This window comes from Maritimibacter sp. 55A14 (genome assembly GCF_003122205.1).
Lineage (GTDB): Bacteria > Pseudomonadota > Alphaproteobacteria > Rhodobacterales > Rhodobacteraceae > QEYE01.
Window position 1 is genome coordinate 51,120 of sequence record NZ_QEYE01000017.1, and the last position, 22,401, is coordinate 73,520.

General features: G+C 63.1%; 18 protein-coding genes and 1 pseudogene. 7 read left to right on the top strand and 12 right to left on the bottom strand.

Going from position 1 to position 22,401, the window contains the following annotated elements:
- Nucleotides 1-38: 38 nt before the first annotated feature.
- The gene (locus DDZ14_RS14275) at nucleotides 39-1,523 is read right to left on the bottom strand and encodes an NAD-dependent succinate-semialdehyde dehydrogenase (protein WP_109425653.1); all 1,485 of its coding nucleotides are present in this window, start codon (nucleotides 1,521-1,523) and stop codon (nucleotides 39-41) included.
- Between the two features lie 129 nt (nucleotides 1,524-1,652).
- Nucleotides 1,653-2,132, bottom strand: coding sequence for an Lrp/AsnC family transcriptional regulator (locus tag DDZ14_RS14280; RefSeq protein WP_109425677.1), 480 nt, complete (start codon nucleotides 2,130-2,132; stop codon nucleotides 1,653-1,655).
- A gap of 244 nt (nucleotides 2,133-2,376) precedes the next feature.
- Here DDZ14_RS14280 and DDZ14_RS14285 point away from each other — a divergent pair, with 244 nt between their 5' ends.
- Both DDZ14_RS14285 and argE read left to right on the top strand, forming a co-directional pair.
- Nucleotides 2,377-3,561 (top strand): M24 family metallopeptidase, encoded by a 1,185-nt coding sequence (locus tag DDZ14_RS14285; RefSeq protein WP_109425654.1) that lies wholly within the window; start codon nucleotides 2,377-2,379, stop codon nucleotides 3,559-3,561.
- A 4-nt stretch (nucleotides 3,562-3,565) separates the two neighbouring features.
- Nucleotides 3,566-4,732, top strand: coding sequence for an acetylornithine deacetylase (gene argE, locus DDZ14_RS14290; RefSeq protein ID WP_109425655.1), 1,167 nt, complete (start codon nucleotides 3,566-3,568; stop codon nucleotides 4,730-4,732).
- A gap of 14 nt (nucleotides 4,733-4,746) precedes the next feature.
- Here argE and DDZ14_RS14295 read toward each other — a convergent pair whose 3' ends face one another.
- The 6 genes from DDZ14_RS14295 to DDZ14_RS14320 form a co-directional block, all read right to left on the bottom strand.
- A complete protein-coding gene (locus tag DDZ14_RS14295) occupies nucleotides 4,747-5,712 on the bottom strand; it encodes an ABC transporter ATP-binding protein (protein WP_109425656.1) in 966 nt (321 codons plus the stop codon).
- Nucleotides 5,709-6,671: an ABC transporter ATP-binding protein gene (locus DDZ14_RS14300; RefSeq protein ID WP_109425657.1), complete on the bottom strand. Its 963-nt coding sequence runs from the start codon at nucleotides 6,669-6,671 to the stop codon at nucleotides 5,709-5,711. Before DDZ14_RS14300 ends, DDZ14_RS14295 begins: the two co-directional genes overlap by 4 nt.
- A complete protein-coding gene (locus DDZ14_RS14305; RefSeq protein WP_109425658.1) occupies nucleotides 6,671-7,579 on the bottom strand; it encodes an ABC transporter permease in 909 nt (302 codons plus the stop codon). Before DDZ14_RS14305 ends, DDZ14_RS14300 begins: the two co-directional genes overlap by 1 nt.
- A gap of 1 nt (nucleotide 7,580) precedes the next feature.
- The gene (locus DDZ14_RS14310; RefSeq protein ID WP_158275537.1) at nucleotides 7,581-8,567 is read right to left on the bottom strand and encodes an ABC transporter permease; all 987 of its coding nucleotides are present in this window, start codon (nucleotides 8,565-8,567) and stop codon (nucleotides 7,581-7,583) included.
- A gap of 58 nt (nucleotides 8,568-8,625) precedes the next feature.
- Nucleotides 8,626-10,155, bottom strand: coding sequence for an ABC transporter substrate-binding protein (locus tag DDZ14_RS14315; RefSeq protein ID WP_109425659.1), 1,530 nt, complete (start codon nucleotides 10,153-10,155; stop codon nucleotides 8,626-8,628).
- Nucleotides 10,156-10,329: 174 nt separating this feature from the next.
- Nucleotides 10,330-10,539 (bottom strand): cold-shock protein, encoded by a 210-nt coding sequence (locus DDZ14_RS14320; RefSeq protein ID WP_109425660.1) that lies wholly within the window; start codon nucleotides 10,537-10,539, stop codon nucleotides 10,330-10,332.
- A gap of 231 nt (nucleotides 10,540-10,770) precedes the next feature.
- Here DDZ14_RS14320 and DDZ14_RS14325 point away from each other — a divergent pair, with 231 nt between their 5' ends.
- Complete coding sequence (locus DDZ14_RS14325) at nucleotides 10,771-11,547, top strand: TIGR01458 family HAD-type hydrolase (RefSeq protein WP_109425661.1); 777 nt, start codon at nucleotides 10,771-10,773, stop codon at nucleotides 11,545-11,547.
- Between the two features lie 227 nt (nucleotides 11,548-11,774).
- Here DDZ14_RS14325 and DDZ14_RS14335 read toward each other — a convergent pair whose 3' ends face one another.
- Genes DDZ14_RS14335 through DDZ14_RS14345 form a run of 3 tightly spaced genes read right to left on the bottom strand, consistent with a single transcriptional unit; the run spans nucleotide 11,775 to nucleotide 14,123 of the window.
- A complete protein-coding gene (locus DDZ14_RS14335; protein ID WP_109425663.1) occupies nucleotides 11,775-12,959 on the bottom strand; it encodes an FAD binding domain-containing protein in 1,185 nt (394 codons plus the stop codon).
- On the bottom strand, nucleotides 12,866-13,573 hold the full coding sequence (locus DDZ14_RS14340) for a molybdopterin cofactor-binding domain-containing protein (protein ID WP_158275538.1): 708 nt from the start codon (nucleotides 13,571-13,573) through the stop codon (nucleotides 12,866-12,868). Before DDZ14_RS14340 ends, DDZ14_RS14335 begins: the two co-directional genes overlap by 94 nt.
- Nucleotides 13,566-14,123: a class I SAM-dependent methyltransferase gene (locus DDZ14_RS14345; protein ID WP_146193151.1), complete on the bottom strand. Its 558-nt coding sequence runs from the start codon at nucleotides 14,121-14,123 to the stop codon at nucleotides 13,566-13,568. The genes DDZ14_RS14340 and DDZ14_RS14345 overlap by 8 nt, the downstream gene beginning before the upstream one ends.
- A 339-nt stretch (nucleotides 14,124-14,462) precedes the next feature.
- Between DDZ14_RS14345 and DDZ14_RS14350 the strand changes: the two genes are divergently transcribed.
- The 4 genes from DDZ14_RS14350 (at nucleotide 14,463) to DDZ14_RS14365 (ending at nucleotide 22,160) form a co-directional block, all read left to right on the top strand.
- Nucleotides 14,463-15,536: an integrase family protein gene (locus DDZ14_RS14350; RefSeq protein ID WP_109425666.1), complete on the top strand. Its 1,074-nt coding sequence runs from the start codon at nucleotides 14,463-14,465 to the stop codon at nucleotides 15,534-15,536.
- 184 nt (nucleotides 15,537-15,720) lie between these two features.
- A complete protein-coding gene (locus DDZ14_RS14355) occupies nucleotides 15,721-15,930 on the top strand; it encodes an AlpA family transcriptional regulator (RefSeq protein ID WP_109425667.1) in 210 nt (69 codons plus the stop codon).
- Nucleotides 15,931-15,991: 61 nt separating this feature from the next.
- On the top strand, nucleotides 15,992-16,657 hold the full coding sequence (locus DDZ14_RS14360) for a helix-turn-helix domain-containing protein (protein WP_158275539.1): 666 nt from the start codon (nucleotides 15,992-15,994) through the stop codon (nucleotides 16,655-16,657).
- A gap of 331 nt (nucleotides 16,658-16,988) precedes the next feature.
- Complete coding sequence (locus DDZ14_RS14365) at nucleotides 16,989-22,160, top strand: RecQ family ATP-dependent DNA helicase (protein ID WP_109425669.1); 5,172 nt, start codon at nucleotides 16,989-16,991, stop codon at nucleotides 22,158-22,160.
- A gap of 127 nt (nucleotides 22,161-22,287) precedes the next feature.
- On the opposite strand, the pseudogene DDZ14_RS14370 reads toward DDZ14_RS14365, so the two are convergent.
- A pseudogene (locus DDZ14_RS14370) lies at nucleotides 22,288-22,401 on the bottom strand (IS5/IS1182 family transposase); the annotation flags it as partial.

The window sequence follows — 22,401 nt, forward strand, 5'->3', positions numbered from 1 at the left end:
GGCGGACTGCGGCCCCCGGCTTGATATCCATGCGGGTGTCAGGCCCAGTCGCGGCAGACATACTTGACTTCGGTATAGGCTTCCATGCCCAGCCGGGCGCCTTCGCGGTTGATGCCCGACTGCTTGTAGCCGCCGAAGGGAATGGGCGCACCCGTGACCTTGGTCCGGTTGACCGCGACCATGCCGTATTCCAGCGCGCGCGAGGCGCGGTAGATGCGGCGCGGGTCCATCGTGTGCAGATAGGCGACCAGCCCGTACTCGGTGTCGTTGGCGCGCGCCAGCACGTCCTCCTCGGTGTCGAAGGCTGTCAGCGCCGCGACCGGCCCGAAGGTTTCCTCGTGCATGATGCAGGCGGCGTCCGGCACATCTGCCAGCACCGTCGGCTCGAAGAAGAGATCGCCCGCGGCGTGGCGGTTGCCGCCGACCAGGCAGCGCGCGCCCTGTTTCAGGGCGTCGGCGACGTGCTCCTCCTGCTTGGCGATGGCGGCGGCGTTCATAAGCGGCCCGATATCGGGATCGTCGAGGCCCGGCCCGACGGTCAGCTTGGCGGTGGCGTCGGCGAATTTGCGACAGAACTGGTCGTAGACCGGCCGCTCGATATAGAATCGGTTGGCGCCCAGGCAATCCTGGCCCGAGGTTGCGAATTTCGCCTTCACCGCCTCGGCCACGGCCTGATCGAGATCGGCATCGGCGAAGACGATGAACGGGGCATGGCCGCCAAGCTCCATCACCAGCCGTTTCACGGTGTCGGCGCATTGGCGGTAGAGCAACTGCCCGATATTCGTGGAGCCGGTGAAGGACAGCGCGCGCACGCGCTTGTCGCTGGTCCAGGGTTCGACCACGGTGCTGGCGCGGCCGGTGATGACATTAAAGGCGCCCGCCGGCATGCCGGCGCGTTCGGCCAGTTCCGCCAGCGCCAGGGCTGAGAAGGGCGTCTCGCCCGAGGGATGCGCCACGACCGTGCAACCCGCCGCCATCGCCGCGCCGGCCTTGCGGGTCAGCATGGCAGAGGGGAAGTTCCAGGGAGTGATGAGCGCGGCCACGCCCATCGGCTCGCGCCAGACCTCGACCTCGGCATCGGGCAGGTGGCTTGTGACGCCCTCGATATTCGGGCGCTTGGCCTCCTCCGCGTAGAATTCCACGAAGGAGGCGGCATAGTCGATCTCGCCGCGCGATTCCGAGATCGGCTTGCCCTGCTCGAGCGTCATCATCAGCGCCAGATCTTCCTTGTGCTCGATCATCAGCTCGTACCAGCGGCGCAGGATGCGCGAACGTTCCTGCGGCAGCAGCCCGGACCAGATCGGGAAGGCGGCATGGGCGGCGTCCACGGCAAGGCGGGATTCGTCGGCCGAAAGGCTTGCGACCTCGCCCAGCCAGCTTCCGTCGGCCGGGTTGGTCACGTCGATCGTGGCGCCGTCGGCGGCGCCGCACCATTTGCCGTCTATGTATGAGAACTGCCGCACGAGGCGCGGGTCCGAGAGATGGCCAAGCGGGCTGTTGGGCAGCGGTTGCGTCTGCGTCATTCGATCCTCCGGTGGGGAATGCGGTTTGTGCGCAGCCTAAGTCGCGGCTTGGCGAAAGTGGCTCCAAAGCCTGCGGCCCGCGCAGAGGATTCCTCCAAACTTGGCCGGGGGTGGCAGTGGATTCTTCTGTCAGCCGGGGTCAGGCAGCAGTCCGGGAGGTATGCCGGCAGAGGATTTGACTGGCTTGGTCACGATGTAGGTGTAGTAGCGGGCAAGCCCGATCCGGGCCTCCAGCATGGTGTCGATCAGCCGCTGATAGGTGTCGATATCGGTGGTCACGACCTGCATGAGGTAGTCGAACCCGCCACCCAGCGCCCAGCAGCCGGTGACTTCCTCGTAGGCCATGACGCCACGTTCAAATGCTTGAAAGGCTTCGGCTTTATGCCCCTCCAGCTCCACCGCGACGAAGATTGTCACATGCGGGCCGAGCGCGCGCGGCGAAATCTCGGCATGGTAGCCCGCGATCACGCCGGCCTCTTCGAGCCGCTTGAGGCGCTCCCAGCAGGGCGTGGGCGAGAGGTTGATGCGGCGCGCAAGTTCGGCCTTCGTGATCCGCCCCTCGGCGGAGAGTACACGAAGTATCTCGATATCGCGGGCGTCGAGTTTCAGCACCGATCCGATCCCTTGTCGCTACCGGGCGATCTTTGGTCGCCTTCGTTGGGGTAACCTGCCCCCCAAGCAGCATTTTTATGTCCATACCCACTGCCCCGCGTTCCGGAGCGAAGCGAAACGACCGGAAGGGCGGGCAGCGACCCAAAGCAGCATGTCGGCCGCGCGAAAGTCAACTGCCTTGCAGTCTGGCCTCGTGCGGACCTGAGCGTTCCGGCCCGCAGGCCAGGAAGGAGATCGAGCAATGCCTATCGAGAATGCCCCGTTCAGCGCGCAGGAGTATCAGCGCCGCCTGGCCAGGACGCGGGCCGCAATGGAAGCGGCCGGGATCGACGTGCTCTTCGTCGAGGACCCGTCGAACATGGCCTGGCTGACCGGTTATGACGGTTGGTCCTTCTATGTCCATCAGGGGGTGATCGTCACCCATGACACCGATCCGATCTGGTGGGGGCGGCTGCAGGACGGCAACGGCGCACGGCGCACCGTCTGGATGGAGGATGGCTGCGTGACCTCCTATGCCGACCACTTCGTGCAATCGACCGTCTATCACCCGATGCAGGCGCTGGCCGCCGACCTCAAGGCGATGGGGCTGGGCGCCGCCCGGCTGGGGCTGGAACTGGAGAACTACTACTTCTCCGCCAAGGCCTACCTGGTGCTGCGCGAGGAAATGCCGGAGGCCGAGCTTGTCGATGCGACCGCGCTGGTCAACTGGCAGCGTGCGATCAAGTCCGAGGAAGAGATCGTCTTCATGCGCCGCGCCGCGCGCATCACCGAGCGGATGATCGACGGCCTGGTGGAGCGTGTGGCGCCCGGCGCACCCAAGAACGAGGTCGTGGGTGAGATCTACCGCGATGCGGTCGGTGGCGCGGACGGGCATTGGGGCGACTACCCGGCGATCGTGCCGCTGCTGCCTTCGGGCGCGGATGCGACCGCGCCGCACCTGACCTGGGACGGGCGCGCCTTCGAGGGGGGCGAGGCGACCTTCTTCGAGATCTCGGGCTGCTACCGGCGCTATCACGCGCCGCTCTGCCGCACGATCTTCCTGGGCACGCCGCCCGATGACATGCGCCGCGCCGAGGCGGCGCTGGTGGCGGGGCTCGAAGCGGGGCTCGATGCCGCCCGCGTGGGCAACCGCGCCTGTGACATCGCCAACGCGCTCAACGGCGCGCTGAAAAAGGCCGGGATCGACCGCACCGGGCGCTGCGGATATCCTATCGGGCTGAGCTATCCGCCGGACTGGGGCGAGCGCACGATCTCGCTGCGCCCGGAGGACGAGACCGTCCTGCAACCGGGCATGACCTTTCATTTCATGCCCGGATTGTGGATGGATGACTGGGGGTTGGAGATTACCGAATCGATTCTGATTCGGGACAGCGGCCCGGCAGAGCCGTTTTGCGACCGTCCCCGGCAGCTATACGTGAAGGACTGAACATATGTCTGAACTAGGTGAAACCGTCAGCATCCTGCATGACCTGATCGCCTTTCCGACCGTGTCGGCCTGGTCGAACCTGGAAATGATCGCCTATCTGGCCGAGCGGCTGGAACGCGCGGGGGCGCGGGTGACGCTCTATCAGGACGACACCGGGCAGAAGGCCAATCTCTTCGCCTCGCTTGGGCCGGAAGAGCAGGGCGGCATCGTCCTGTCGGGCCATTCCGACGTGGTCCCCGCGCAGGGCCCGGACTGGACCTCCGATCCCTTCGAGATGGTGGAGGACAAGGGACTGCTCTATGGCCGCGGCACCTGCGACATGAAAGGCTTCATCGCCGCCGCGACCGCGATGGCGCCCTTCTATGCCGAGCGCCGGCTGAGCCGACCCATCCATTTCGCTTTCACCTATGACGAGGAGGTGGGCTGCCTCGGTGCGCGCAACCTGGTCGATGAGCTCAAGGCGCGCGACATCCGACCCGAGATCGCGATCATAGGCGAACCGACCTCGATGCAGATCGTCGAGGGCCACAAGGGCTGCCATGAATACACCGCCGAATTCTGCGGGCTGGCCGGGCATGGCTCTGCCCCCGACCGGGGGGTGAACGCCGCGGAATACGCCTCGCGCTATGTGGCGCGGCTCTTGCAGTTGCGCGAGGCGCTGAAGGGCCGGGCGCCGGCCAACAGCCGGTTCGACCCGCCATGGACCACGATCAATATCGGCCGCATTTCGGGCGGCGTGGCCCATAACGTGATCGCCGACCGGGCCGAGGTCGAGTGGGAGATGCGCCCGGTTCAGGCCTCAGACGCGATCTTCGTGCTGGAGGATCTGCACGCCTACTGCCAGGAGGACCTGCTGCCCGCGATGCGCGCGGTGGAGCCAGAGGCGGCGATCCTGACCCATGTCATTGGCGAGGTCTGCGGGCTTGAACCCGCCGACGAGAACGCCGCGCGCGCCCTCGTGGCGGAACTGACCGGCAATAACGGCGCCGAGGTCGTGCCCTTCGGCACCGAGGCGGGGCTGTTTCAGGAAATGGGCATGTCCGCGGTGCTCTGCGGTCCCGGCTCCATCGAGCAGGCGCACAAGCCGGACGAATATGTGGCGATCTCCCAACTCGAGATCTGTCTCGACATGCTCAAGGCATTAGGCGAGAGGCTGGAGCCGGCGGCCTGATCGCGGTTGCGCGCTCAGGCCGGGAAGTGGCAGGCGACGGCGGTTCCCGTGACGTCGCGCAGGTCCGGGCGGTCCGCGCGGCACCGCGCCTGCGCCTTCGGGCAGCGCGGAGCGAAGGGGCAGCCTGGCGGCATGTTCACCGGATCGGGCAGTTCGCCCGGCGCGGCGGTCTGCGCGAAGGAGCCGCCCTCCAGCCGGGGAATGGCGGACAGCAGGAGTTGTGTATAGGGATGGCGCGGGGCGCGGAAGATTGCCTCCACCGGCGCCAGTTCCATCACCCGGCCCAGATACATCACCGCGACGCGGGTGGCGAAATGTTCCACCACGCTCAGGTCGTGGGTGATGAACATGTAGGTCAGGCCGCGCTCGGCCTGGAGATCGGTCATCAGGTTGAGGGTCTGCGCCTGGATCGACACGTCGAGCGCAGAGATCGGCTCATCCGCGACGATAAAGGCGGGGTTGGTCACCAGGGCGCGGGCGATGGCGATGCGCTGGCGCTGGCCCCCGGAGAACTCATGCGGCAGCTTGCGCAGCCAGGACGGATCGCAACCCGTCGCCGCCAGAACCGCCTCGATCCGCTCGCGCAGTTCGGCGCGGCCGAGGCCGGGCTGGAGATGGCGCAGCGGCTCGGAAAGCGTGTCGAAGACCGTGCGCCGCGGATTGAGCGAGGCATAGGGGTTCTGGAACACCATCTGCATCTGCGCGCGGATCGGCTTGCGGGCGGCCTCGTCCATCCCGTCGATCCGTTGTCCACGGAAATGGATGCTGCCCGCCGAGGGTTTCAGCAGCCCCATGATCGCGCGGCCCAGCGTGGTCTTTCCGCAGCCCGATTCGCCCACGACGCAGAAGCTCTCGCCCTCCGCGATGGCGATGCTGACGCCGTTGAGCGCGTGGAGCACGGGTTTCTCGCGGCTGAGAAAATGCGTGGGCAGGGCGAAACGCATCTCCAGGCCCTCGGTGGTCAGGATCGGGGCGCTCATGCCCGGCTCTCCGCCCGTTCGGCATGGTGGCAGGCGACGCCGGCGCGGAAAGCCGGCGCCTCGGCCGCGCAGCGCGCGGTCGCGAGCGGACAGCGCGGGTGATAGGCACAGCCGGAGGGCAGGGCGGTGATCGGCGGCATGGAGCCCGGTATCTGGTCGAGCCGCGCGCCGCGCCGGGCCTTCTGCGGCAGCGCGCCCAGCAGACCGCGCGTATAGGGATGGGCGGGCGCGTCGATCAGACGGCGCGTCGGTCCCGCCTCGACGCAGAGCCCGGCATACATGATCATCAGCCGCTCCGTCACCTCGGCCACCACGCCCAGGTCGTGGGTGATCAGGATCAGCCCGACATTGTTCTCGCGGCAGAGCCGCAGGATCAGCGCCATGATCTCGGCCTGGATGGTAACATCGAGCGCGGTGGTGGGCTCGTCGGCGATGATGATCTCGGGCTCGGTCAGAAGCGCGATGGCGATCACCACGCGCTGGCGCAGCCCGCCCGAAAGCTCATGCGGGTAGGCGTCGATGCGCGACTCCGCCGAGGGGATGGAGACCTGTTTCAACCGTTCGACCGACAGGCGCCGCGCCGCGGCCTTCGAGATGTCGCGGTGCGCGCGGAGCGTCTCGATCATCTGGGTGCCGATGGTCAGCACCGGGTTCAGCGTCATCATCGGATCCTGGAATATCATCGAGATGCGGTTGCCGCGAATGTCGCGGATCGCGGGTTCCGGCAGGCGCAGGATGTCCCGGCCGTCGAAGAAGATGGAGCCAGCGGTGATCCGACCCGGCGGTGCGATCAGATCGAGGATCGCGAAAGCCAGCATCGACTTTCCCGCGCCGCTTTCGCCCACCACGCCCAGCCGCTCGCCGCGCTCCAGCGTCAGGTCGACGCCGCGCAGCGCCTCGACCTCGCGCCTGCCGCTGGGAAAGGCCACGTGCAGGTCGCGGATGTCGAGCAGCGGCATCAGTCCTCCCCCCGCCGGAGTTTCGGGTTGAGCGTGTCGCGCAGCCAGTCGCCCAGCAGGTTGAGCGCCAGGATCAGCGCAATCAGCACCAGCGCGGGATAGAGCGTGATCCACCAGCTTCCCGAGAAGATGAACTCGAACCCCGACCGGATGAGCGAGCCGAGCGACGGGCGCTCCACCGGCATGCCGAGGCCCAGGAAGCTCAACGAGGCTTCGATCATGATCGCCTCGGCCACCTGGATGGTCGAGATTACCAGCACCGGTGTCAGGGTGTTGGGCAGGATGTGGCGGAACATGACCAACCGCGCCGGCAACCCGATGACGCGGGCCGCGTCCACGTATTCCTTCTTCTTCTCCGCCAGGACCGAGGCGCGCACGGTGCGCGCGAATTTCGGCCATTCGGCGATGCCGATCACCGCGATCAGGATCGGAATCGCGAGTTGCGAATAGGTCGCCGCGCCGAAGGCCGTCTGGAAGATCGCCAGCGCGATGATCGCCATCATCAGCGTGGAAAGCGAGAGCTGGATATCCGCCAGCCGCATGAGAAAACTGTCGATCCAGCCGCCGCGATAGCCCGCCACCAGCCCCAGCGTGACGCCGATGACGCCCTGCACCGCCACCGCGCCCAGCCCGATCAGCAGCGAGATGCCGGTGCCGTACATGATGGTGGAGAGCACGCCGCGTCCCTGCGCATCCGTACCCAGCAGGAAGCGCGGGTCGCCGCCGGGCATCCAGCTTGGCGGCATCTCGCTGTCCATGATGTCAAGCTGCATCAGGTCATAGGGGTTCTGCGGCGCGATCAGCGGCGCGGTTGCTGCCATCAGCACCAGCACCAGCGCCACTGTTCCGGCGCAGATCGCCACCGGGTCGCCCAGGAAACGGGTCGTGAAGGCGCGGGCGGAAATCATCTCAGGCGCGGGCTCCGGGCAGTTTCACCATTGGGTTGATGAGCGTGTAGATCAGATCGACGATGGTGTTCACGATCACGAAGATCAGCCCCACCACGATGATGTAGGCGATAATCAGGGGTGTATCGACGCGGTTCACCGCCTCCAGGAAGAGAAACCCCATGCCGGGCCACTGGAAGACGGTCTCGGTCAGGATCGTGTAGGCGATCAGCGTGCCGATCTGAAGCCCGCCGACCGTCACCACCGGCAGCAGAGTATTGCGGAACGCGTGCACATAGCGGATGCGCCGCGGGCTCAGGCCCTTGGCCTGTGCGAAGCGGACATATTCGGTGCCCATTGCTTCCATCATCTCGGCGCGGATCAGCCGGATGAAGAGCGGCAGCATGATCGAGCTGAGCGTAACCGAGGGCAAGAGCAGATGCGCCAGCCCGTCGGCGGTCAGAAACCCGGTCTCCCAGCCCCAGGGCAGCGCCAGCGTCTCACCGCGCCCGAAGGCTGGAAGCCAGCCCAGTTCGACCCCGAAGAACCAGACCAGGAAGATCGCGGTCAGGAAGACCGGCACCGAGATGCCGATGATCGAGAAGGACATGATCGCGCGCGCGGGCCAGCTTTGCGGGTTGATCGCGCAATAGATGCCCGCGGGCACCGATAGCGACACGAAGATCAGCGTGGCTCCGATCACCAGTTCGAACGTAGCGGAAAACTTGTCGGCGATCACCTCCAGCGCCGGGCGCTTGAAGAAATAGGAGGTGCCCAGGTCGCCCCGCACGGCCTTCGACAGGAAGCGCGCATATTGCACGGCAAAGGGATCTTTCAGGCCCATCTCGCCGCGTAGCGCCTCGCGCTCGGCCTCCGACACGGATTGCCCGACAAGCTCGCGCAGCGGATCGCCCAGGTTGCTCTGGATGGTGAAGCCGATCAGCGAGATCACGAACATCACCACCAGCGCCTGCACGGCGCGCCGGATCAGGAAGGCGAGGATATGCATGGGCGCCCTTCGCGAGAGGGGCCGGGGCGCCTGTGTTCCGCGTCCCGGCCCGGTTGGCCTATTCGACCACCAGATCGCCGATATAGGGGAAGTTCATGACATTCAGGATCGGCTCGATCTTGACGTTCTTCTTCGCCGCCCAGGCCAGATCCTGCCAGTGGAAGGGCACGAAGGCGGCCTCGTCATAGAGGATCTGTTCGACCTCCTGCAGCATCGCCGCGCGCTTCGCGGTATCGGTCTCGGTCAGCGAGGCGAGGGTCAGTTCATCTACCCGCGCATTCGAGTAGTTGCCGGAATTGTACTGGCCGCGCCCGGTGTCCGCGTTCGGGGTCATGGCGAGGAACTCGTAGAAATTGGCGCTGTCCTCGGTATCCGAATGCCAGCCGATCATCATGATGTCGGCGGCGCGTTCGTCGAATTTCGGCCAGTACTGCGCCTTGGGCATGGTGGTCAGGTCCACCTTGATGCCGATCTTGGCCAGCATCGCCGCCGAGGCCTCGCAGATCTTGAAGTCGTTCACATAGCGGTTGTTGGGGCACATCATGGAGACGTTGAGCCCGTCGCCATAGCCCGCCTCCTCCATAAGGCTTTGCGCCCTGGCCACGTCGAACCGCGGGGTGAGCGCGGGATTGTGGCCCAGGTATCCTTCCGGGCTCATCTGTGCGGCTGTTGTTCCGAAACCCTTCATGATCTTGGCCACGATGCCTTCGTTGTTGATCGCGTGCATGATTGCGTTGCGCACACGTGCGTCGGCGAAGGCTGGCTGGCGTTCCTGGTTGAGTTGCAGCGTGATGATCCGGGTGCCCGTCATGGTGACCAGATCGACATTCGGGTCGGCGTCGATGCGTTCCAGGTCGGTGGGCGGTACGGGGGCGATGAAATCCACATCCCCGGCCAGCAGCGCCGCCACGCGCGTCGGGGCCTCCTTGATCGGGGTCAGGATGGCCTTCTGGACGTTGCCGGGGCTGTCGGTGTCCCAGTATTCCGGGTTGCGGGTGAACTCCACCCGCACGCCCTGCTCGCGCGCGGTGATGGTGAAGGGGCCGGTGCCCGAGACGTTCTGCGATGCAAAGCTGTCGCCATGCTTCACGATCTCCGCGCGGCCCTCGTAGAACTTGCTGTCCATCGGGAAGACATAGGTGGCGGTATGCAGCACCAGCGGGCTGGGGCCGTCCGTCTTTATCTCCACGGTCAGGTCGTCCACGGCCTCGGCCGAAACCCAGCCCGAGAAGATGCCCTTGAAATCCGGCGAACTCTTCAGCCGCTCGATGGTCCAGACCACGTCCTGCGCGGTCATCGGATTGCCGCTGTGAAAGCTCACGCCGTCGCGCAGATGAAACCGCATGGTGGTTTCGTCCACCCGTTCCCAGCTTTCGGCCAGCCGGGGGTCGAAGCCCAGGTCCTTGTTCCAGCGCACCAGCGGGTCATACACCATATGGCTGAGTTGCAGCGTACCGCCGGAAAGCTGCTCATGCGGGTCGAGCGACACCGGGTCGGCGTCGTAGGCGAAGTTCACGGTCTGCGCCGCGGCGCCGGTCGCTGCCAGCGCCAGGACGCATCCGATCGCGATATTGCGGAAATAGCCCATCGTCTTCTCCCTGTTTGTGCGTGGGTTTGGCAGGGATTGTTTACGATGCGGCGCAAAATGCAAGCGGCCTACACGTCATGGTGGAACGACGTCGCGGAAGCCCACAAAAAAAGGCCCGCCACGGGGGCGGGCCTTCGTTCTGTCATCCGGGCAGGTGCCCGAACGCGGCCGGGATCAGTCGGCCAGCGCCAGGTTGGACGCCGACTGGCGGCCGTCGCGGCCGGTTTCCATGTCGAAAGTCACCTTCTGGCCGTCATCCAGGCCGGTGAGGCCCGCACGCTCGACGGCGGAAATGTGGACGAACACGTCCTTGGACCCGCCCTCGGGCTGGATGAAGCCGAAACCTTTGGTGGAATTGAACCACTTGACGGTACCGTTAGCCATTTGAATAGTCTCCAGTTTTTTACGCTGCCCACGTGATGCGGCAGCCCGGCGCAGTCAGTGCAAGATCGAATTGACTGTTGCCAGTTAAGGGAGACAGCAGAGTCGATAGTGGTAACGTCGCGTCGGTCATATGGGCACAGTCCGCCAGAAAAGCAAGAAAAAATCGCGGCCGGCCGGCGGGTTCGGGCACGGGAATTGACCGGCGGGGCGGACCGGGTCAGTCTGTCCGGCATGGTTGATGCGGTGCTTCTCGATCTCTCCGGCGTGCTCTATTCCGGCAGCCGTGCGGTGCCCGGCGCGGCCGAGGCGGTCGCGCGCCTGCGCGGGGCAGGGCTGGGGCTGCGCTTCGTGACGAACTCCACCCGGACGCCGCGGCGCGGGCTGCTCGCCAAATTGGCGGGGATGGGCATCGAGCTGGAGGAAGGCGAGCTTTTCACCCCGGCGCGCGCCGCGCTGGACTGGCTGGAGGCGCGCGGGCTCACCGCGCATCTGCTGATCCATCCCGACCTCGAGGAGGACTTCACGGACCTGCCCGAAGGCGGGCGCGGGCGGGCCGTGGTGCTGGGCGACGCGGGCGAGGCGTTCACCTATGCGCGGCTCAACGCGGCCTTCCGGGAGCTTGCCGGGGGCGCGGACTTTCTGGCGCTGGCGGCCAACCGCAGCTTCATGGACGCGGACGGTGCGCTCTCGATGGATGCGGGCGCCTTCGTGGCGGCGCTGGAATATGCCAGCGGTGTCGAGGCGGAGGTGCTGGGCAAGCCCGCGCCGGGCTTCTTCGGCGCGGCGCTCGACAGTCTCGGCACGGCGCCCGAACGCGCCGTGATGGTGGGCGATGATGCCGAGGCCGACGTGGCTGGTGCGCTCAACGCCGGGCTGCGCCACGCGGTGCTGGTGCGCACTGGCAAGTATTGCGACGGCGACGAGACGCGCTTCGACCCGGAGCCGAGCGTCACGCTCTCCGATATCGGCGCGGCGGCGGACTGGATACTGGATCGCGCCGGCGCCTAGGGTAACGGCCAATTGGCTTCCTCCGCGCCCCGACCCCGGAACCGGGGCGCGATGGTTCCGGGTTCGCAATAGACAGACAGACGCTCGGCGCGGCTGTAGAACGGCGCGAGATGCCGGCGGATGCTGCCGAGGCCGACGAACCGGTCAATCGAGCGCAGCAAGTGGTCCTGCGGAACATGACGGTCCAATGAAAACGCGTAGGACGATGCCGCCTGGCCGCTTGGACTTTAAGCCTTGAGGAGCGCGGAGACTTCCGGCCAGGCGTCGCGGCCCTTCACGGCCATGAGCTCCAGCCAATTCGCGTCATGCGCGTCTGTGATAGCAGTTTTCCAACTCGGCCGGGCCTGCAGCCTGTTGTACCATTCCGCTACATGTGGGCGCTCGGCATACAGGTTGCTCAGCCCCAGCGTGTCGAGCCGGTGTACGTACGGCGCCATGTCGAGATCGGCGAGTGAAAGCGCATCACCTGCCAGCCACGGGCTTTTGGCGAGGGCGTCTTCCATTTCTTCAAGCAAGGCGTCGAAAGCAAAGACCGCCGTGCGGAAGCTCTGCGCCTCGTAGCCCAGTTCAAAAGCCTCGCGCTGCCGCTCGCGGCTGGCCGGATCCCGCACAGATTTGAGATGGGCTTCGATTTTCTGGGGTGTGTCGAGAAATTTCAGAAAGGCGAAACGCAGCGCAATCACGAAGCTCAGGACGGTGGTGTGCGGGCTGTGCAACCCGGTGTCCAGCAACATCGACCAATAGCGTTTGCGCGCGCGCCACCACGGGTCTGCCGGCATCAGGCTGGGCCCATCGAACGCCTCGGCGATATATTCATTGATGATCGTCGATTCCGTGATGATCCGCCCGTCGTGCACAAGCACCGGCACCACGGCTCTCGGGTTGAGCGCAAGGAACGCGTCAGTGAACTGATCCCCTTTGGCAAGAGCGCGCTCTGTCGCTTGCCGGATGACAGCGGGCAGAACCTGCGCGCGATAGTGCTTGTCGGCATGCAGGTCTTCGGTGAAGTCCTCGGCGTCAAAGGCAAGCGCCTTCGCCGTTTCCGGGTAAAACCGATCCGCCAGCGCGGCTTCGGCGCTGGCGTCACGGAAGACGCAGGGTCCCGCGCCGTTGACCGCCACGCGCACGCCCTCAGGCCCGCGCGCCACGAAGGCGCCGCAGAGCACGTAGCCAGAGGCCGGGTGCGGCAGCTTGAAGTAGCCGGCGGCCTCGGGCAGCGGAAAGGTGATCGCGGTCTGGATTTCCTGGCTGTCCAACGCGGTGCTGAACATGCCGGTAAAGAAATCGTCTGCCGCGATCTCGCGCCGGTTTGTATGGATCACTGCGCCGACACAAAGCACCGCTCCAGGGTAATCGGCCGCCGGGTCGTTGTTGGCCAGCGAACCGCCGATCGTGCCCATGTTGCGCACCATTGGATCTCCGCCATGTGCCCGGCGCGCGGAACACCGTATTCGGTGAAGGCGGCGGTAATCTGCTGGCCCAGGTCGTCATGCACCACCTGTTCGAGCAGCGCCTGGCCGAGCCCCATCGCGGTGGCCCCCGCAAGCTGGCCTTCAAGCAGCAACGGGTTGACGGCACGGCCCACATCATCCACCGCGCTGTAGCGCATCAGCGAGACGGTGCCGAAATCCGGGTCCACCTCGACCTCGGCGATGTGGCAGCCATTCGGATAATTTTGCGGTTGCGCCGTGTAGGTGCCCACCGCTTCGAGCCCCACGCCGAGCTCGGCCGGGTGGCCCTGGACGCGGTAGCTGGCCACGGCCACTTCCGAGAGGCTCATCGACGCGTTCGAGTCACGGCTCACGAAAAGCCCGCGCTCGAACTCCAGCTCGCTTTCGGCCACGCCTATGAGCTTGGCGGCGATGCCCCGGCCGCGCGCGATAACCCCGTCACAGGCACGCCGCAGTGCCGAGCCACCTACAGTAACGGAGCGCGAGGCATAGGTGCCGTCGCCATAGGTCACCTGATCGGTATCGCCATCCACAACCGCGATCTGGTCGAAGGGAAGGCCAAGCCAGTCATGCACCATTTGCCTGTAGAACGTGTGCTGGCCCTGCCTCCTGTGACACCTCACCTTCATACGCGGACAGTCGCTGGCGGTCCTGCTTTGAAAGCGGCTCATGTGCAAACAGGTCCGCCATCTCAATCACAATGACAAGGACCCCCGGCTTTAAAACTGCCCTCCACTTCGAGATGGCGGAAACTGGGTCGGAGAGATAGGAAATGGCGAACGAACACCAGATCAGGTCGAAACGGCCGCTGCCCCATTCCGCAGGCTCTTCGATGGACGCATTTACGAACCTCGCGAAAGGCACTTGCTGTGAAGCGTGAGCGATCAACTCGCCATCGGTGTCTATACCGGTAACGTCGGCGGCACGCGCAGCAAGGTCCGCTGACACCGTTCCGGAACCGCAACCGAAGTCGACAACGCGACAACCGGTCAACGGGCCAAGTAACTCATACACGGAATAATAATCGCGCCATGCGCGTTGCCTGTCGTATTGTTCGGCCAGCGTAGTCATTTTCAAGTCACGACACGTCATCTTGCGATTACGTATCAGGCCAATATGCGCCACTCAAACGTCCCCCTGGTCCCGCGGTCTGGGCGTTCCCGGTGTCGGAAATTTGGCGTCCGCAGCGAATGCCGGGAAAGACGGGCCGCACTGCAGCGGCGACAAAGGACGGCCAGCGGCAGGTTGGGCCGTTACTTGACCTCAGATTTCGTCTGTCATATCAGTTCGGGCCGGTGCGCGGGTATGGTGTAATGGTAGCGCCCTAGCCTTCCAAACAGGTGTTGTGAGTTTCGCAGGGCATCGCGGTGTTGCTAATAGTTTCATTTCATTTAAGAATGTATTGCGTGAAGTATCACGAAGTTGCACCTCTTATCACCCCGTTACCTGCAAAAAACCTGCAAAATGCCAAAGCTCACTGAGACCTACGTACGCAAGCTGCCAGCTGCAAAGTCCGGCGCGCAGAAGCACTGGGACAGCGAAATCAAGGGTCTCGCCCTCTTCGTGGGGAAGCGGTCCAAGACCTGGTATTTCCAGAAGGACGTCGGCGGCAGGACGCAGCGGATCATGATCGGCCGCTATCCGATCATAACGGCCGAAACAGCGCGCCAGACCGCCATGGGCTACGCGCTGGAGATGTCGCGCGGGGCCGGGAAACAGATCCAGATCGGGGCTCCGACACTGGAGGCCGCGATGGAGAGCTATCTCGCGCGTCCGAAGTTGAGATCGGAAACGCATCGGGTTGGCATGCGCCAGCAGTTCGACAAGCATCTGAAGGACTGGCTCAGGTTGCCCCTGGACGAGATCACCAAGTCGATGGTCGCGGACCGGCATCGATCGATGGCCAAGACACCCTCCGGTGCCAATCACGTGCTCAAGTACTTCCGAACTGTCTGGAACCACGCGCGGCGAACATACGACCTCCCGGAATCTCCCACGATGGCCATCGAGTGGTACGAAGAGAAGCCATCGGGCGCGATTATCGAGGACCTGCCGCGCTGGCGGCGGGCCGTCGACGATCTGTACAACCCGATCCATCAGGTCTTCTACGAGCTGATCCTGTTCACGGGGCTGCGCAAGACCGAGGCCCTGACGCTCGAATGGAAGAATGTCCACGACGGGCACCTTCATTTCCCGATAACCAAGAACGGTCGCAGCTTCGATCTGCCCATTCTCCAAATCCACCACGAGATCCTGGCACCGCTCAGGGGGCTCGATCGCAAGTGGGTATTTCCGTCGCCCAAGAGCTCGAAGGGGCGTCTGACGTCGCCGGAGAGGCTGGAGTGGAGCCCCCATGCTCACCGCCGGACCTTCGCGACGGTCGCGATGGAGGCCGGTGTCCTTGAGGAAGTGGTGGGACGCCTCTTGAACCACACGCCGCTCTCGATCACGGGGCAGAGGTACACCAGGCCGTCGCTCGACGCGCTGAGGCCGGCCATGGAGATGGCCTGTGGGGAACTCTCGCGGCGGATCGCTTAGCGAATCAGATTTCTTCTACCCCACTGAAAACGGATAGATTTTCACACTGAAATGTGAAATAAGCCTCGGCTTTCACTCTCGAGCGTGAAGTGCGGCCGAGCTAGTGTCACGATGTCGGGTTTTTCTTGCATTCTTGGACCTGGATTTCGTGAACTGCTGACCTCTTGAAGAATAGGAGGCCAGCTTGAGGTCCGGAGCAGAGCAGCGACTTCTCAACAGAGCCGAGGTGGATCAGCACTACGGTATCTCGAAACGCTTCCTCGAGATCGCGGCGACGAAAGGTGAAGGGCCGCCCTTTGTACGCATCGGCAGGAGCGTCAAATACCGGCGGGCGGACATAGAGGCCTGGATCGACAGCTGTCGCGTCGACCCCGCCGAAACGGCGTCCCGGTGAGCAATTTCGAGATGACGCCAATGGCCGGTCTCCAATGGCGCCCGCAAGACAAACTGCAGGCATGACGGGCAAGAAGCTCGATATCAGCTTGCTCGACAAGTGGCGGGCAGCGAACCGAGCCATGCTTGACCCACGCTTGAATCCAACGGATGCGTGCGTCTTCTCAAGGTTGCTTTATCACCACAACTCAAAATCCGACCGGTGTTTTCCCAGCCAGGACACTCTGGCCGCAGCCCTCGGCGTCACGACGCGCACAATTCGGACCAGCCTAACAAAGCTTGAAAAATCCGGTTTTATCCGGAAACTTGGCCAGCGCAGAGGCGGTGGGAGCATCAACTACCGTCTCAACATTCTCGGAGAGGAAGAATTTTTCCGGACGGGGGGAAAGAAACTTCCGAAAGGATGGAAGCAAACTTCCGACGATACATGGAAAGAAAAAGAGAAAGAAAAAAGTGAATTTGCCAGCGAGAGGGAGGAGGTTCCCGTGATCCATGGCTCTTCTTACAGAGAGACGGTTCGAGCGGAACGTAGCCCGGAGAAGTTTCAAGGAGCGCTCGTCGGAATGCTTGGAGGTGGCGAGCGTGGATGGAAGGTGCTGGTAGAGGCTCCCGAGAGCCTGATGGGGCGGTTGGAGAACTCATACCTGCGAGAAGAGATCAACTTGAGCGAGGCGAAGAAACAGCTGCTTGACCATCTGGCCGCCTCTGTAGGTGAGTTCGGTCCGTAGCGGCCTGGCGGTCAAGCGCATTCGGGCTGAGAGGGCAGGGGGAGGGGTCAAAATACTGAGGGGGCGGCTTGGGGGCCGGAGCGGGAGCCTTTCTTTTCAGCGAATGGAAATTGAATAGGAAAAGCCCCGTTGCGATCTTCCTCAGTGCCGAAGGCCTGAGCTACTCCCGGAAAATCGGACACTGACATAAGCCACGATTTTCCAGCAGACCCGAGGCAATTCGGGCGATTGAAACAGCAATCTGACTGGACATAATGAGAACATCACTACTCGCCTTTGAAATCTCACAATTCCTGTGGATAACCTGTCCACGGATCAGGCATTGCGAGAAATGCGTTTGGAGGACGGCGTACAACCCAAAGCCGCGCGTGCGGATGCGCTCCTGCAGCGGTGCGTGTCGATCGATCTTGAGATCGATCCCAAAACCAATCGCATCCACAGCTTTTCGGGCGTCCGCGTGGGAGCTGAGGAGTCCTTCGTATTCAAGCGTGGGAACCTAAGTGACGGCCTCGAGGGCCTAGACCGGTTCTCAGGTGCTGCGGAGTTCGTACTCGGCCATAATTTCATCACCTTCGATGCACGTCATCTGGAAGCAACGAAGCGCGACTTGCGCCTTCTCAAAAAGCCTATCATCGACACGCTCTGGCTCAACCCGCTCGCCTTCCCACGGAACCCTTACCATCACCTGGTGAAGCATTATCAGGACGGCCGGCTCCAGGCGGGACACGTCAATGATCCCGAGCTTGATGCCGAATTGGTCCTGATCGTCTTGAACAACCAGATCCAGGCGCTCTCTGAGATCGATCACGCCGATCCAGAGACGACCAGGGCCTACCATTTCCTGACGACCGCGCATCCCAACCATGCAGGCTTTGATGCAGTTTTTGAGCATGTACGCGGCGCAAGTCGGCCTGGACCTGCGGAGGCTCAGACGGCCATTCGCGTTCTTCTCCGCGGTGAGGCTTGCGTCCATCAGATCGAGACTGTCATTCCAGAAGCAGCGCGTGATGGATGGCCTCTCGCTTACGCCCTCGCCTGGATTTCGGTGGCGGGCGGAGATTCGGTCATGCCACCTTGGGTGCGCTATCAGTTCCCTGAAGCCAGTCGCTTGGTGCGGCGTCTCCGCGATACGCCCTGTACGGATCCTGACTGCAACTGGTGTAGGGAACAGAATGATCCAAAGGGTCTCCTAAAGCGATGGTTCGGGTTTGAGGGTTTCCGCCCAAAACCTGCTGGTCCTGATGGCAAGCCGCTCCAAGAAACCATCGTCGCCACTGCCATGGGAAAGACCCCGATCCTTGGCATCCTCCCCACCGGAACTGGCAAGTCCGTCTGCTACCAGCTGCCGGCCCTCTCTCAGTTCACAAAGACCGGTGCTCTGACCGTCGTGATCTCTCCCCTTGTTGCCTTGATGGCCGACCAGGTTGAAGGCATGCGCCGGCAAGGGATCACCTCCTGTGCCACGATCAATGGCATGCTCTCGATGCCCGAGCGGCAGGAGGCTCTAAACCAGGTGCGCCTCGGTGAAGCGGCGCTCCTCCTCATATCTCCAGAGCAGCTCCGCAGCCCGTCAGTCCGCTCCGTTCTCAAACAGCGGGAAGTGGGTTACTGGGTGCTCGATGAAGCGCATTGCGTTTCCAAATGGGGGCATGATTTCCGGCCGGATTACCGCTACGTCGGGCGTTTCATCAAAGAATACTCTGGCGACGAGGAGCCGGCGCCCATTATCTGCCTGACGGCGACCGCCAAGCCTGGCGTGATCCAAGACATTATGGATCATTTCCAGACCAAGCTTAGAGTCGCCCTCGAGTTGCTCGATGGCGGAGCCGTCCGTGAGAACCTCTCTTTCGAGATCGTCCCTACCGATAAGGGCAAGAAGCTCGGAGACGTGCTCAAAGTCCTGGAAGAAGCATTGCCAGGAACGGGGACCTCCGGCGCGATTATCTATTGCTCCACACGCTCCGCCACGGAGCGGGTTGCATCCTTCCTGCAGGAGCGAGGTTACGCCGCTGCGCATTATCACGCCGGCCTGAAACCGGAAGAGAAGCGCGATGTGCAGATGCAGTTTGCCGATGGTGAGCTCCGAGTCATTGCGGCCACCAACGCGTTTGGCATGGGGATCGACAAGCCGGACATCCGTCTGGTCGTGCACGCCGACATCCCGGGCTCTCTCGAAAACTATCTGCAGGAGGCGGGGCGTGCTGGCCGCGATCGGGATCATGCCCGATGCATCCTGCTCTTCAGTCGCGACGACATCGAGCGCCAGTTCAGTCTCTCGGCCCGCTCCCGGCTTGAGAAGCGTGAGATCGGCGCCATTCTGAAATCTCTCAGACGATTGGATCGACGGACCAAGCAGAAGGGCCAAGTGGTCGCCACGCCCGGAGAGATCGTAAGAGAAGAGAAGGACCTTGAGTTCGAGCGGGACTCTGCGACAGACGACACCAGAGTCAAAACGGCCGTCTCCTGGTTGGAGGAAGCGGTCCTCCTCAAGCGGGAAGAGAACCGTGTCCGCGTCTTCCCGTCGTCGCTCCGAGTCCGCACGCTCGAAGAAGCCGGGAAGATCATAGCGAAGGCGGATATGACGGAGGGTTACCGCGTCAAGCTCAAGGCTCTCGTCCAAAGCTTGATCAGTGCTCCTCCGGATCAGGGCATCTCGACGGACGAGCTCTGCGGTATCTCGGGCTTCTCGCCTGGTCAGATGCGCAAGGCCCTCAGTGACCTTGAGGCTCTCGGCATTGCTTCGAATGACACGGCCATCACGATCTTCGTTCATCTTGGCGTCGAAGACTCCTCCGAAAAGCGCCTCCTGGAAGCGAATAGTCTTGAAAAAGACCTGATCGACAGGCTGCGCGAGTTGGCTCCTGATCTCGAGCTGGGTTCCGCATCAACGCTCAATCTAAAGATCGCCTCCCAAGAGCTCCGCGACGCCGGTCATACGACCGTCCGACCGGACATCGTCGACAAACTCGTCCGGGGGATCGCTCGGGATGGTCGCGACGAGAGAGAGGGCATTGGGAGCCTTCAGGTCCGAAAAATCGACCGGGAGCACCTCTTTGTCCGAATGCTACGAACCTGGCAGGCACTGTCGGTCACGGCCCAGCTGCGTCGCTTGGCCGGGCGGGTCCTCCTCACCGCGCTTCAGAATGCGGCACCAGACAAAGCCAGAGGCAAAGATATTCAGGTCGAGACGACCTTGGGGGCCTTGATGGCCTCTCTGAACGACGACCTCGAGCTCTCGAGTGCTGTCATAGATCCGACGAAACTGCTCGATCGGGCTCTCCTCTGGCTTCACGAGCAGGGGGTCGTCACGCTCGGAAAGGGTCTCACGATCTTCCGGCCAGCGATGACGATCCATCTTGCTCCTGGAAGCCAGAAATTTACTGAATCCGATTTTGAGGCGCTGAAGCTCCACTACCAAGAGCAGGTTCTCCAGACCCACATTATGGGAGCTTATGCCGAGCGGGGCCTTGGCTCCATGAGTGATGCGCTAAAACTCGCGGAAGAGTACTTCAGGCTTGATCGAGACGACTTCGTCCAGAAGTGGCTCCCTGGTCGAGGTCCGGAGCTCCGCCGACAAACCACGCCCGAATCCTGGCGAACGATCGTTGAGTCTCTGGGCAACTCTAACCAATCCCGGATCGTGGCGGATGACCGCGAGCAAACAAACGTGTTGATCTTGGCGGGCCCAGGATCCGGTAAGACCCGGGTCCTGGTGCATCGGATTGCATACCTCATCCGTGTAAAGCGCGAAAACCCGCGCGGTATCATTGCTCTCGTCTATAACCGCCACGCCGCGACCGAGATCCGGCGGCGGTTGTTCGAACTGATCGGCGATGATGCGCGGGGCGTGACCATCTCGACCTGTCATGGTCTCGCGATGCGGATGGTTGGGGCGAGCTTTGCCAAGCAAGCTGAGAAGGTGGACAGCGTCACCTTCGACAAGATCATGGCACAGGCTGCGGCGCTCCTGAAGGGCGAAGGCCTGTCGCGCGATGAGGCCGAGGCTCAGCGCGACACGCTCATTGAGGGCTACAGATGGATCCTAGTGGACGAGTATCAGGACATCGGGCCGGAGGAATATGAACTCATCGCGGCCGTTGCCGGGCGCTCCATCGAGGACGAGGACCGGCGTTTGAGCCTTTTTGCTGTGGGTGACGATGACCAGAACATCTACGCCTTCACCGGCGCTTCGGTAGAGTTCATTCGCCGCTTCGAGGAGGACTACAAGGCCCAGCCCAGCCACCTGATCGAGAACTACCGCTCGACGGCCAACATTATCCACGCCTCGAACCATGTGATCGCGTCGGCCGCGGAACGGATGAAGGTGGGTCACGATATAACCGTGAACCATGCACGGAGGGACGATCGGCCTGGCGGTCTGCTGGAGCGCCTCGACAGCGTCGGACATGGGCGCGTCCAAGTGCTGAAGGAAGCCGGCAACCAGCTCACTCAGGCCGTCCTGGCTGTCGAAGAGCTGGAACGGCTCTCGAAGATCGTTCCGAACTGGGACTGGGCAAAGGCGGCGATCATTGCGCGAGAGTGGAGTTATCTGCAGCCCGTGCGGAGCTACTGCGAGGCGCGTGGCATACCCGTCCAAACCGCCAACGCCGATCTGCCGAACTTCTGGCGCCTCAGAGAAACCCAATCTCTTGTGAGTTGGCTGAAGGACCGCGATCGATCCGGGCTTCGCGTCTCCGAGCTCGCAAAGTGGATGGAGGCGCAGCCCGAGGGCCCGTGGTGGTCTGTACTTCGAGAAGGTGTGGACGACTTCGTCTGCGAAGTCGGGGACCGTGAGACAGACCGCAAGGACGTGCTTGAATGGCTGGCGGAATGGGGGCGCGACATCCGCAAGCGTCAGAACGGCCTGCTTCTGCTCTCCGCCCACCGAGCCAAGGGCCTCGAGTTTGACGATGTTGTGGTCCTAGATGGCGCTTGGGAGAAGCGATCCAATGGAGAAGACCGAGATGCGGCTCGGCGGCTTTACTACGTGGCTATGACGAGAGCTCGGCGCAGCCTGGCGCTCATGACCATGGGCAACCGGCATCCGATCTTCGATGGTTTGAATGACGACGCGTTCTTGATCAGAGGGTGCAGTCAGGGCGCCGTGGATGTCTCCGAGTGCAGTAAGATCTACAAGACCCTCGATCCGTCTGAGGTCGACCTGAGCTTTGCTGGGAGACTCGGCGCAGGTAACGCCTCACTAGCAGCCCTCGATCGGCTAAAGTCAGATGACCCGCTGCTACTGGCCCGACGGGGCGATCAATGGATGATGACGGATATCGAGGGCACGCCCGTCTGCCGCCTCGCCAAGAAGTTCGTGCCGCCAGTTTGGGCCAAGTTCCTCCATGGCAGCGTTTACGCGATCTCGACGCGGTTCCGCGAAGACTCGGCGGAGGAGTATCAGGATCATCTCAAGCGAGACGCGTGGAGCGTAATTTTACCGGAGTTGGTCTTCATGGGAGAAGACCGTTCCACATTAGGCAATTTACCTCATAGGCAATAGAATTCTTCTTTTTCAGGCTTAACCCGCACTCTCACCACTTGAAAACGAATTCGCGGTGAAACGCCAGGTAGGGAAGTTGCTCAGGCCTGAATGGCCCGCAGTTTACTTCAAGCTTTAGGGTCAGGACTCATAGCCAATAGATGACGGTTGCGGCGAGTGCGATGGCGGAGAGGAATACCTTCGGGCATCGGTCATATCGGGTTGCGACCCGTCGCCAGTCTTTGAGCCTACCGAACATGAT

Bases quoted from the DNA above. Each gene is read 5' to 3' on its own strand.
- DDZ14_RS14275 (WP_109425653.1), bottom strand. From the start codon at position 1,523: ATGACGCAGACGCAACCGCTGCCCAACAGCCCGCTTGGCCATCTCTCG.
- DDZ14_RS14285 (WP_109425654.1), top strand. From the start codon at position 2,377: ATGCCTATCGAGAATGCCCCGTTCAGCGCGCAGGAGTATCAGCGCCGC.
- argE (WP_109425655.1), top strand. From the start codon at position 3,566: ATGTCTGAACTAGGTGAAACCGTCAGCATCCTGCATGACCTGATCGCC.
- DDZ14_RS14295 (WP_109425656.1), bottom strand. From the start codon at position 5,712: ATGAGCGCCCCGATCCTGACCACCGAGGGCCTGGAGATGCGTTTCGCC.
- DDZ14_RS14300 (WP_109425657.1), bottom strand. From the start codon at position 6,671: ATGCCGCTGCTCGACATCCGCGACCTGCACGTGGCCTTTCCCAGCGGC.
- DDZ14_RS14305 (WP_109425658.1), bottom strand. From the start codon at position 7,579: ATGATTTCCGCCCGCGCCTTCACGACCCGTTTCCTGGGCGACCCGGTG.
- DDZ14_RS14310 (WP_158275537.1), bottom strand. From the start codon at position 8,567: ATGCATATCCTCGCCTTCCTGATCCGGCGCGCCGTGCAGGCGCTGGTG.
- DDZ14_RS14315 (WP_109425659.1), bottom strand. From the start codon at position 10,155: ATGGGCTATTTCCGCAATATCGCGATCGGATGCGTCCTGGCGCTGGCA.
- DDZ14_RS14320 (WP_109425660.1), bottom strand. From the start codon at position 10,539: ATGGCTAACGGTACCGTCAAGTGGTTCAATTCCACCAAAGGTTTCGGC.
- DDZ14_RS14325 (WP_109425661.1), top strand. From the start codon at position 10,771: ATGGTTGATGCGGTGCTTCTCGATCTCTCCGGCGTGCTCTATTCCGGC.
- DDZ14_RS14335 (WP_109425663.1), bottom strand. From the start codon at position 12,959: ATGGTGCGCAACATGGGCACGATCGGCGGTTCGCTGGCCAACAACGAC.
- DDZ14_RS14350 (WP_109425666.1), top strand. From the start codon at position 14,463: ATGCCAAAGCTCACTGAGACCTACGTACGCAAGCTGCCAGCTGCAAAG.
- DDZ14_RS14360 (WP_158275539.1), top strand. From the start codon at position 15,992: ATGACGGGCAAGAAGCTCGATATCAGCTTGCTCGACAAGTGGCGGGCA.
- DDZ14_RS14365 (WP_109425669.1), top strand. From the start codon at position 16,989: ATGCGTTTGGAGGACGGCGTACAACCCAAAGCCGCGCGTGCGGATGCG.